6 protein-coding genes, 1 tRNA gene and 1 pseudogene are annotated in these 11,514 nt (G+C 42.2%); 4 read left to right on the top strand and 4 right to left on the bottom strand.

The features are described from left to right. The first annotated feature begins 35 nt into the window (after positions 1-35). The 3 genes and pseudogenes from rpoD to KP803_RS03295 form a co-directional block, all read left to right on the top strand. Positions 36-1,883, top strand: coding sequence for an RNA polymerase sigma factor RpoD (gene rpoD / locus KP803_RS03305; RefSeq protein ID WP_248007422.1), 1,848 nt, complete (start codon positions 36-38; stop codon positions 1,881-1,883). A 143-nt stretch (positions 1,884-2,026) separates the two neighbouring features. Next, positions 2,027-2,102: transfer RNA gene (locus KP803_RS03300), tRNA-Ile, on the top strand. Between the two features lie 219 nt (positions 2,103-2,321). Next, positions 2,322-2,993 (top strand): annotated as a pseudogene (locus KP803_RS03295) (restriction endonuclease); the annotation flags it as partial. A 422-nt stretch (positions 2,994-3,415) separates the two neighbouring features. Here the strand turns inward: KP803_RS03295 and KP803_RS03290 are convergent. Next, on the bottom strand, positions 3,416-4,918 hold the full coding sequence (locus tag KP803_RS03290; protein WP_248007420.1) for a YadA C-terminal domain-containing protein: 1,503 nt from the start codon (positions 4,916-4,918) through the stop codon (positions 3,416-3,418). 174 nt (positions 4,919-5,092) lie between these two features. Beyond that, entirely contained in the window at positions 5,093-5,563 is a 471-nt protein-coding gene (locus KP803_RS03285) for a TetR family transcriptional regulator (RefSeq protein ID WP_248007419.1), read from the bottom strand. A gap of 1,146 nt (positions 5,564-6,709) precedes the next feature. Here KP803_RS03285 and KP803_RS03275 point away from each other — a divergent pair. Then, a complete protein-coding gene (locus KP803_RS03275; RefSeq protein ID WP_248007418.1) occupies positions 6,710-8,689 on the top strand; it encodes a methyl-accepting chemotaxis protein in 1,980 nt (659 codons plus the stop codon). A gap of 90 nt (positions 8,690-8,779) precedes the next feature. Here the strand turns inward: KP803_RS03275 and glmS are convergent, their stop codons facing one another. Next, entirely contained in the window at positions 8,780-10,609 is a 1,830-nt protein-coding gene (gene glmS, locus KP803_RS03270) for a glutamine--fructose-6-phosphate transaminase (isomerizing) (protein ID WP_248007417.1), read from the bottom strand. Between the two features lie 91 nt (positions 10,610-10,700). Continuing rightward, positions 10,701-11,462 (bottom strand): DeoR/GlpR family DNA-binding transcription regulator, encoded by a 762-nt coding sequence (locus KP803_RS03265; RefSeq protein WP_248007416.1) that lies wholly within the window; start codon positions 11,460-11,462, stop codon positions 10,701-10,703. Positions 11,463-11,514 lie beyond the last annotated feature (52 nt).

Here is an 11,514-nt window from a genome sequence, read left to right as displayed (position 1 = left end):
AAATCCGTCACCAGATACGAAGTTGGATACCGTCTATGGATCAAAGTCCGCAGTCACAGCTAAAACTACTTGTTATTAAAGGCAAGGAGCAAGGCTATCTGACGTACGCCGAAGTAAATGATCACCTACCTGCAGAAATCGTAGATTCTGAACAGGTAGAGGATATCATTCAAATGATCAACGACATGGGTATTAAGGTAGTAGAAACTGCACCTGATGCCGATGATCTTGCACTGAATGAAGACAACACTGTCACTGATGAAGATGCAGCTGAAGCTGCTGCTGCTGCGCTTTCTAGCGTGGAAAGCGAAATTGGTCGTACAACCGATCCTGTCCGCATGTACATGCGTGAGATGGGTACCGTTGAACTTCTAACTCGTGAAGGTGAAATTGATATTGCGAAACGCATTGAAGATGGTATCAACCAAGTTCAAAGCGCTGTTGCTGAATACCCAGGTACGATCCCATACGTACTTGAGCAATTTGACCGAGTTCAAGCAGAAGAACTTCGTTTAACAGACCTTATTAATGGTTTTGTTGATCCAAATGATGATGGAACAACAGCACCAACAGCGACTCACATCGGCTCAGAGTTAACCAACACTGATCTTGCTGATGAAGATGGCGATAAAAATGAAGAAGATGATGAGGACGAAGAAGAGGAAGATACAGGTATTGATCCTGAACTTGCTCTAGAGAAGTTCACGTCACTTCGTAACACTTATCAAAACCTTCAGCTAGCAATTAATGAGCACGGTGCAGACAGCGATAAAGCAGCAAAAGCAACCTCACTTCTTCAAGAAGTATTTGCTGAATTCCGCTTAACGCCAAAGCAATTTGATTACTTAGTTAACGAACTGCGCACTTCGATGGATCGTGTTCGCACTCAAGAACGCTTGATCATTCGTCAAACGGTTGAGTACGGCAAAATGCCGAAGAAATCGTTTGTTGCAATCTTTACTGGTAACGAATCAACTGAAGCATGGTTAGACGAAGCTTTGGCTTCTGATAAACCATACGCAGAAAAGATTAAACGTAGTGAAGAAGACATTCGTCGCTCTATTTTCAAGTTGTCTATCATTGAGAAAGAGACGAACCTAACGGTTCAAAACATTAAAGACATTAGCCGTCGCATGTCGATTGGTGAAGCGAAAGCTCGTCGCGCCAAGAAAGAGATGGTTGAAGCGAACTTACGTCTTGTTATCTCTATCGCTAAGAAATACACCAACCGTGGCCTACAGTTCTTGGATCTAATCCAAGAAGGTAACATCGGTCTAATGAAAGCGGTTGATAAGTTTGAATACCGTCGTGGTTACAAGTTCTCAACTTACGCTACATGGTGGATCCGTCAGGCGATCACTCGTTCAATTGCTGACCAAGCTCGTACGATCCGTATTCCGGTTCATATGATTGAAACGATCAACAAGCTAAACCGTATCTCTCGTCAAATGCTACAAGAGATGGGCCGTGAACCGCTACCAGAAGAACTTGCTGAACGCATGCAAATGCCTGAAGACAAGATCCGTAAGGTACTGAAGATCGCTAAAGAGCCAATTTCTATGGAGACACCAATCGGTGACGACGAAGATTCGCACCTAGGTGACTTCATTGAAGATACGACTCTTGAGCTACCACTAGACTCTGCAACATCAACCAGTCTACGTGGCGCAACAAAAGACGTACTAGCAGGTTTAACACCTCGTGAAGCGAAAGTACTACGTATGCGTTTTGGTATCGACATGAACACTGACCACACTCTTGAAGAGGTTGGTAAGCAGTTTGATGTTACTCGTGAGCGTATCCGTCAGATCGAAGCGAAAGCACTACGTAAACTACGTCACCCTAGCCGCTCAGAGACTCTGCGCAGCTTCCTAGACGAGTAATTAGTAAGCAATATTAAAAAAGGTGAGCGTAAGCTCACCTTTTTTGTATCTGATCGGTTTAAGTGGATGAAAACTGAGCGCAATTGCCCCCCACTGTGGGTAGACATGCTTTAAACCTTCCCCTATAATCGTTCACCTAATTTGGCCCCTTAGCTCAGTGGTTAGAGCGCACGACTCATAATCGTTCGGTCCCCAGTTCAAATCTGGGAGGGGCCACCAAATACAGAAAGGCCTGAGAGCATTTATGCTTCTCAGGCCTTTTGCTTTTCGACTCTCTGTGTAGCATATATGTAGCAACTCAACTCTCTTAGCTCCCTATTCTTCTACCCAAGCTGTTTTACCCTAGCTAACAGCTACCTATAATTTGATAACCCCGTCTAAACCGTATCAATTCATATGTGATTAAATGAGTATAAATTCATCACATTGATTAGAACTATGGCTAAGAAAAACGACGGCATAATCTGGCACCTAATGGACGCACCTTGGTGGGTGAGTATCCTGTTCTCCGCCACCTTATACATTGGACTTGGTTACATTGTCCCTAGCTTGTTCATTAGCTCCGATAATTTTTTCCTACAGATTATCGGCCCAAATCTTCCAATGCTGGCACCCTACTTTGCTTTTTTATTTATCATTCCTGCCCCTATCGCTTTTTTTAAGCAATGGAACAGAAAACAGAGTTATCACAATACAACACGAAAAATAAAGCAGCAGAACAGCACAGAGCCGCTTAGGGAGATAAATTGGATAGAGTTTGAAAGCTATGTTGGTGAGTTCTTTAAAAGCCAAGGCTATAACGTTAAACAGGCTCTCTCTAGTGCGCCAGATGGTGGCGTCGATATTTGGCTGACCAAAAATGGAGAGTTGAGCCTTGTGCAGTGTAAGCACTGGAAAACAAAAAAGGTTGGAGTTCAGGTTCTAAGAGAAATGTATGGTGTCATGCTAGATAACCAAGCTACTCGCATGATTATTGTTACTTCAGGAGACTTTACTAAAGAGGCCATTCAATTTGGGATAGATAAGCGCTTTTGGCTCGTAAATGGTGGGGAACTGGTCAACATGATAGAAACTGGGCGCTACAAGTTAAACAACACAGATATTAAGCCTAGAACTCAATCTAAATGACCAATTTAGAGTATAAGTCCCTATTACCAATCAGAGCTGGTTTAAAGCAGCGTCAATGAATACAGAAAGCGAGTCCATCAGCACTAAGTTAATTTTTTATAACCATGCTTGTTGATAATAAAAGAAGGAGCTTATCGGAAGTACGACTTTAAATAGTTAGGTAGATAAAACGAAAAAACCCATCAACGAGTAACGTTGATAGGGCTAGGTGTATTCAATATGTTATTCGGACAATGCAAACACTAAATTGAGTGAACCATACGGCTTAATGAAGCTTCTTTAAGTGCTCTAATCACGACACCGTTAAACAGCATGGATAATGACTTGATGGATAGAACACTTAAAGAAACCGCCCTAATTAAAGGGCGTAAACCATGCTATACATAAGTTTGTAGGGTATTCGATTACCAAGCGTAACCAACACCTGCGCCTACTGATACATCTGTATCACTTGCAGTTGTGATTGAAACGTTAGCGTTAGCCGTCCAGTTTTCATTCATGCGGTGTCCGTAACCAATAGCCATTGATTGTGCGTCACCTGCGTGACCAAGACCAACACCGATAGCGTTAGTTTGGTTAGCACCCATGTATGGACGTGCTGCTGTTACTGCTTGAGTTGAAGCCATTACACCGTCCATTTTCTCATCTAAACGGTCCACTTGGCTGTAAAGGTCGTTAATTGAAACTGTATTTGCGTCAATCTGCGCATCTTGACGGTCATCGATTGCTGTTTGTACACTTGCTTGAGTTGTAGCGTAAGTTGAAAGTTCTTCTTTAGAAAGTTGACCAGTTTCAGCAAGTGTAATAATTGCAGCCTTTACATTATCACGAGCTTCACCAATATCATCACCTGGTAATGTTGGTTCGATAATTGTTGGATTACCTGCTTCTGCACGTTCAGCATCTTTACGCGCTTTAGTTTCTGCAAGCTCAGTACCTTTTGCACTAACTGCATCTTGAATGTCTGATTTTGAAATAGTTACTGCTTCTTCAACGCCAACTTCGTTAACTTTGGTGAACACTAAGTCATCACCTGATTCAGAAACTTCATATCCTTGCTTGCCTGCTTCACTAACAAGTAGAGCAAATTTCTGTTCATCAGTTGCGTTGTCAGTAACATTATTTGCTCTGAAAGTTAAGTTATCAACAACTGCTTGCTCTCGCACTGCACGTTCTTCTGGCGAAAGACTTGGTGGAGCAGGTACAAATTCATCAATTGGTTCAATCGGAGTTATTTGTCGTGCTTGTGCTTCTGCTTTAACTTGCTCTTTAGCATCTGCAATCATTGTACCAGTAACTGTCTCGCCACCTTTTGTTAGCGTTCCGTCTTCCTCAATAACAAATACATCACCACCATGTTTAGTAGACATTGTATTTAGTGCTTCCACTGCAATAGCACGTTTTAGTTTTGTTTCATCCGAAGTATCATTTGTATCACCAAGTTGTTCACGTTCACCTGTACGGTTTTTGATTCCTTCTTTAACGTTTTCTTTATCGTAAATTGGTGCAATTGGTTCTAGATCAGATTTCCACTTATCAGTACCTTGTTTTTCAAGTTGATTTTTTAGTAATGATAACTGCATTTTGTCTTTCTTACTTCCAGTGCTGTCATCACCATCGAACAGATCAGATAGGTTGATATCTGATTGTTTCTCTCCGCCATTATCATACATAAGGTATGCATTGCCATCGCCTTTAACAACAACTTCGATTGTTTTACCGTTGCCAAATGGGTCACTTGCACCCCATGTATTAATAACATTAACTTTATCTTCCGATAGAGTAGTTGGATCTTGCATCCATTCAATGAACTCGGAACCCGTTGTAGGTGGAATGACTACATCATCAGAAGCCATTGCACCAAATGATGTTGCTGCGATAAGTGTTGCTAGAATTGTCTTTTTCATTTTTCGTATACCCTACGATTAAATGCGAACTAGTACGCATAGGTTTTAATAAAAAAGCGAAGAGACGCTTCGCTGTGTACGGATACGCATTATAGAGATCGAAACCTCATCGTCAAGTACTGGTACGCAAAAAGTTCAAAGTTTTTTTGTGTTAATTTTAAACGGTTGTTTTTTCTAGTCTTCTAAGAATGCATAGACCGTGCAGCCTAATACCATCTTCATGGTATCTTCTGCTTCTTGGTGCGGCATGATGTTTTCGAGTTGCTGGATCATTCTATAAATAGCGGCTTTTGCTTGTGGTGCGGTTCCACTCGACATGATGTTATCCATTAGCATACGAACCACTTCACGAAATACATGTGAGTCTTCATCATGGTAAGCTTTAACCCAACTATTGATAAACGCTTCACTGGTGCTAAAGTCTAACTTCTGTATAGCCAGAGGGAATACTTTCCCCTGCAAAGCCGTCATGAACATGTTCTTGCTTTCGTAATAACGTTGAATGCTGCTCTTACCCATTCCCAACTCTTTAGCAAGTCGGTCATAGGTGACCACTTCCCAGCCTTCTGTCATGAACAAACGAAAGATAAGATCGTCCATCATTTGTTTCTTCTTTTCGCGCTCTGCAACGGTTATACGTGCCATGTTATCGACTCTATTTATATTTGTTTGAGTAATAATACGCAAAATACCACTGCAAGGTAGTGTTTATTGTTAATTAACTGTAAGGTTTTATGCCAAATGCCAGTTCGCAATAACAGCTATTGATCGTGCCTCATTTGAATAACATTCGACCTATCATATGTTTTATTCAGCTTACGCTCCCATAACTCCAATGCCCTACGCTTTTCAGCTAAATAATCGTATCGGTCATAGTGCTTTGAACTGACATCGTTTTGAGCATGGTTCTGTAATCGGTCACGGATCGACTTTTCAATCCCAAGCTCATCGATTCCCACTTTGAATAGATCACATCAAAAGTACGCGCTTTCCCGTATAAAACACAAAGCAATCAGGCTTCTTAACGTCCCTCCACTGCAAAGCGTTTACGCTCGTCTTTACGTCTTCAAACAGTTAGGTTATTTCTTGATGGGTGAGGTAATGGTTAACAACATGTTCAGCGCTTTTCTGTTTAGGATATCCGATGCAGGGTTTACAGCAAGAACCAACTTTGCTTCTTTAATATAGATAGTGGGACCATTGCCATGTCTTAACCTGTAGCTAATGCCACCATTGGGTAACTTCCAACACGATTGCTTTCTATAAGTCTGTATTTACTTTTCTCCAGATACAACGACGGGAGCTATTAGCTCCCGTCTATTCCAGATCAGCAAAACGAAGTTTGTGTCATTGTTTTTATTATCGCTATTAAATTAGCGTCTCTCCAATTTAGCAACAATCTTATCCAAGTAACATTACATTCGTTTACTTTGTGACCAGTCATTTATTTATGATCAAAAATTAAATCATTGTTACACGAAGATCCCGTTTTGTGAACAATGACAGTTTCACAAGAAATCTCCGTCTCTCCTTATAATTTGAGCCCGATCAACTTACTAATACATTACTCCTAATATAACCATAAATGGCTATACTGGCTTAGCTATTACTAACAAATAATACATATACTAAATATAAGGTCTATGAGAGATAGTGACCAACCAACTATCCAAAACCATCTTTACGGGTGTTCAGTTCTAAGGAATGCAGATAAGTGAAGGGCCAATAAGAAGCTCTCCTTATTTAAATAACAAAAATACGTCAGCACACAGTTTCGCTAGGGAATACAACATGAATTTATCTAATATATCCTTCAAAACAAAGATCCTCACTCTTATTGCTCTTCCTATACTCGGGTTTCTTTGGCTGAGTGTTTCTTCTATTTCACAAAACATGACGACAACAAAAGAGATGTCTGCACTAAAGCAACTCACAAACTTGTCTGTCGTCTATAGTGAGTTAGTTCATGAACTGCAAAAAGAGAGAGGGATGACCGCCGGATTTCTAGGCTCAAAAGGTGCAAAATTTGGTAATGAGTTATCCACTCAAAGAAAGGCTGCTGATACTAAACTTGCCCAAAAAAAGAGTTACTGGCAAACAAGTGATATCGACAACGCAGCAATCCAACAGCTAAACAGTCAAATCAATCAACAACTCAGCGCTATTGACTCGGTTCGTCGACAAGTCGATGCTCAAACAATGCCACTTTCCGAAGCACTAGCCTATTACACCAAGCTGAATGCACGTCTTCTCAGTGTGTCTAATTTAATTGCCGGTATTAGTTCTAACGCCGAAATTTCTCAAGAGACCATCGCGTATTATAATTTTTTGCAAGGTAAGGAGCGTGCCGGTATTGAACGAGCGGTACTCAGCAATACCTTTGCTAAAGATGAATTCGGTGAAGGGATGTTAGTTAAGTTCATTTCCCTCGTGACCCAACAAGAGACGTACTTCTCTAATTTTTATGCGTTTACAAACTCATCTAATCGAGCTTTTTTTGATCAACAGATTCAATCTCCAGCGATTAATGAGGTTGAGACAATGCGTCAGGTAGCCAGATCGAAAATGAGTCAATTTGATATTGATTCTGTCTATTGGTTCAGCAAGTCGACAGAACGTATTGGGCAGTTAAAAAAAATCGAAAACCAAATCGCTTCGAACCTCATTGCCTTAGCCGATCAAACCGCTAAGTCTGCTCAAGTCGCTCTTATCACTAATATCGTTATTTGCTCTATCATGGCGATCATCACTACGATCATTAGCGTTCTAACCATCAAAGACCTTTCTGCTCGAGTAAAAGATTTAACGTCAGTGATGACAAAGGTCCGAGAGAACAATGACCTAACAGTCCGTGCTTCACACATTGATCAAAGTGAGCTAGGCGTTATTTCTGCCTCTTTAAATGCGACTCTAGACCAATTCTCTCGCCTTATTGATAACCTATCAAACTCCAGCATGACATTAGCCTCGGCAGCAGAAGAAACCTCGCAAACCTGCCAATACAACTCTAGCTCAATACATGACCAGCAAGGGCAAGTCGCACTGATTGCTACCGCTATCGAAGAATTCACAACCACCGTTAATGAAGTGGCACATAAAACTCAACAAACAGCGGAGGCGGCAAAAGTAGCCGATGATAAGTCTAAAAGTGGTTTAAGGGTTGTCCAGCAGTCTTATCAATCCATTGAAAGTCTCGCGACTGAAATAAACGGATTGGCGGAAAAGATCACTCACTTACATCAAAGTAGCACCGACATAAATAATGTCATTGATGTGATTAAGTCAGTTGCTGAGCAGACAAACCTACTCGCACTCAATGCGGCCATTGAGGCGGCAAGAGCGGGGGAACAAGGTCGAGGTTTCGCTGTCGTTGCGGATGAGGTTCGAACATTAGCACAACGAACCCAAGAGTCGACGCTGGAGATCGAAGGGTTTATTTCTTCACTGCAATCGGATGTAGAAGGCGCATTTAACGTTATCGATAATAGCCAAAAGAAATCAAATGAAGCCGTCGAAAACTCAAAGAGCGTTGAGCAAACACTTTCTGATATTTCAGACTCTGTAAGTCATATATTCGATATGACAGACCAAATAGCAACAGCAGCAGAAGAGCAAGCGGCAGTAACGCAAGATATCGCACAAAATATTATGATCGTTGAAGAGAAATCGAATGAATCGACGACTGGAGCGACTCAGATTGCCTCCACAGCACTAGAGCAGGCCGAGCTTGCAACCTCCCTTAAAAATATGGCGAGTACCTTTAAGATTTAAAAGCTCCTCCTATTCTTAAAACTAAAAAGCTCCCAACTGCTGAAACAATAACTGGGAGCTTTTCTATTTGAGAGTGTAAAGTGAAGCCACCTACTCGACGGTCACAGACTTAGCTAAATTTCGAGGTTGGTCGACATCGGTACCTTTTATTAAAGCCACGTAATACGACAGAAGCTGTAGTGGTAAGGTGTAAACAATCGGTGCAATAAACTCATCACAGAAAGGGACCTTCAATACTTTCATCGTATCATCACTTTCAAATGAGGTATTTTCATCGGCGAATACATACATTAGCCCGCCACGAGCTCTCACCTCTTCGATATTGGATTTTAACTTTTCAAGCAGCTCGTTATTCGGAGCAACAACGATCACTGGCATCTCTGCATCAATGAGCGCCAATGGTCCATGTTTGAGTTCTCCCGCCGCATACGCTTCCGCGTGTATGTAAGAGATCTCTTTAAGCTTTAATGCGCCTTCCATCGCAATCGCAGACTGCTCACCACGGCCTAAGAAGAGTGAGTGATTCATCTCTGCAAAATCTTCAGCGAGTAGCTCAATAGACTCTGCCATCGACAGTGTTTGTTCAATCTTAGCAGGTAGAGATTGAAGGGCTTTAACAAGCTGTGCTTCTTTCGCTGGCTCTAGGTCATTAAAGTGCCCAATTGCACCTGCAAGCATGAGTAAGCCAGCCAGTTGAACGGTAAAGGCTTTGGTAGATGCCACGCCAATTTCCGCCCCTGCTTTCATCATATAAGAGAGATCAGACTCTCGAACCAATGAGGAGCCTGGTACATTACAAATGGTCAAACTTGCCATGTAGCCCATCTCTTTCGCTAAACGCAGTGCTGCTAAGGTATCAGCGGTTTCACCAGACTGAGAGATAGTCACAAGCAATGAGTTTTCAAATACGTGAGATTTTCGATAGCGGAACTCCGAAGCGATTTCAACATTACAAGAGACCCCTGCCCACTCCTCAAGCCAGTAACGTGCCACTAGGCCAGCGTGATAACTGGTACCACAAGCAATGATCTGAACGTGTTTAACTTTACTGAGCAGCTCTTCTGCGTTGTCACCAAAAATAGAAGAGACAACTTGGCCATTCGCCAAACGTCCTTCTAACGTTCTTTGAATCGCAACAGGTTGTTCATATATCTCTTTTAACATGTAATGACGGTATTCACCTTTATCACCACTGTCATGAGAAACTTGAGTCTCTTTCACTTCACGCTTAACCGCATTGCCTTGAGCGTCAAAAATATTGACCTCAAAACGGGTAATTTCAGCGACATCCCCCTCTTCAAGAAAGGCGAAACGGCGAGTAACAGGAAGTAGCGCAAGTTGGTCTGAAGCAATAAAGTGCTCTCCCATCCCGTAGCCAATCACTAGTGGACTGCCTGAGCGAGCAACAATAAGGCGAGCAGGATCATTTTTATTCATCACAACCGTGCCGTAAGCACCCGTGAGTTGCGCAGCTGTTTTCTGAACCGCCTCTAGTAAGTTTTCAGACGTTCTTAATTCCCACTCAACAAGGTGTGCAATCACTTCGGTATCCGTTTGAGAGCTGAAACTAAACCCTCTTTCTCGTAATGTTTCACGGAGTTCTTCATGGTTTTCAATAATGCCGTTATGTACAACCGCAATGTCACCAGACATGTGAGGGTGAGCATTTGCTTCAGACGGTTCACCATGTGTTGCCCAACGCGTATGAGCTATGCCTGTGCCACCAGCTACTTTAGCTTCATGGACTGCATCAGAAAGCGCTTGAACTTTCCCTAAGCGACGAATTCGAGAGAGATTTTGTTCACCATCAACGATTGCGACACCAGCAGAGTCGTATCCACGGTACTCAAGGCGGCGAAGGCCTTCTACTAAGATTTCAGCGACATCACGTTGCGCTACTGCGCCTACAATTCCACACATAATGTTTACTCCAATTATAATTATATTTTGTCTATCCCTAACGGCTGCAAGCAAAGGCCAAAAAGCTAGGGTGATTTTTAGTACAACGTTATTAAGCTCGAATCACCCGCACGTTATTCGATTCAATTTCTGCGGTGTGTTCAGGTGAAAGATCGCTATCGGTAACCAATACATCGATACTTTCCCAGCTCAACTCTAAATTTGGGATTTTTCGGCCAAGCTTTTCAGACTCAACCATAACAACCACTTCCCGCGACACCTCTGCCATGACCTTGCTTAAACCAACTAACTCATTAAATGTAGTCGTTCCTCGGCTAAGATCGATACCGTCAGCGCCAATAAATAACTGATCAAAGTCGTAAGATCGCAATACAGACTCTGCAACTTGCCCTTGAAATGACTCAGAATGAGTGTCCCAAGTGCCACCCGTCATTAATAAAGTGGGCTCACTTTCTAAGTCATTTAGAGCGTTAGCCACATTTAAAGAGTTGGTCATGACAACTAAACCCGTTTTATTGTTTAGCTGCTGGATAAGCGCTGCCGTCGTGCTACCACTATCAATGACAATGCGATTATGGTCTCGAATGAGAGCGGCGGCAGCCGTTGCCAATTCAACCTTTCGCGGCGAAACCTTAGGGGCAAGAGCTTCATTCACGACTTCTTTAGGTAGTGCAATTGCACCACCGTATCGGCGTAAAAGCTGACCATTTTTCTCAAGCTCTGCGAGATCCTTTCTAATCGTGACCTCGGATGTTGTAAACTTACAGGATAGTTCCTCAACGCTTACCTCACCCAACTCAATAATAAGGTTAGAAATAGCGTGTCTTCTTAGCTGTGTGTTTCGTTTCGACATCAAAAAATCAACTTTAAGTTTCAAACTGAAAGAAAGTATAGTCGAATCGAAA

Origin of the sequence: Vibrio amylolyticus, assembly GCF_023145695.1 — a bacterium.
Taxonomy (GTDB): Bacteria; Pseudomonadota; Gammaproteobacteria; order Enterobacterales; family Vibrionaceae; genus Vibrio; species Vibrio amylolyticus.
Note: the sequence above shows the minus strand (reverse complement) of the source record. Positions and strands in the feature narration are given on the sequence as shown.

What these genes read in the sequence shown, in the direction of transcription:
- KP803_RS03285 (WP_248007419.1), bottom strand. Translation starts at nt 5,563, where the DNA reads ATGGCACGTATAACCGTTGCAGAGCGCGAAAAGAAGAAACAAATGATG.
- KP803_RS03275 (WP_248007418.1), top strand. Translation starts at nt 6,710, where the DNA reads ATGAATTTATCTAATATATCCTTCAAAACAAAGATCCTCACTCTTATT.
- KP803_RS03290 (WP_248007420.1), bottom strand. Translation starts at nt 4,918, where the DNA reads ATGAAAAAGACAATTCTAGCAACACTTATCGCAGCAACATCATTTGGT.
- KP803_RS03265 (WP_248007416.1), bottom strand. Translation starts at nt 11,462, where the DNA reads ATGTCGAAACGAAACACACAGCTAAGAAGACACGCTATTTCTAACCTT.
- rpoD (WP_248007422.1), top strand. Translation starts at nt 36, where the DNA reads ATGGATCAAAGTCCGCAGTCACAGCTAAAACTACTTGTTATTAAAGGC.
- glmS (WP_248007417.1), bottom strand. Translation starts at nt 10,609, where the DNA reads ATGTGTGGAATTGTAGGCGCAGTAGCGCAACGTGATGTCGCTGAAATC.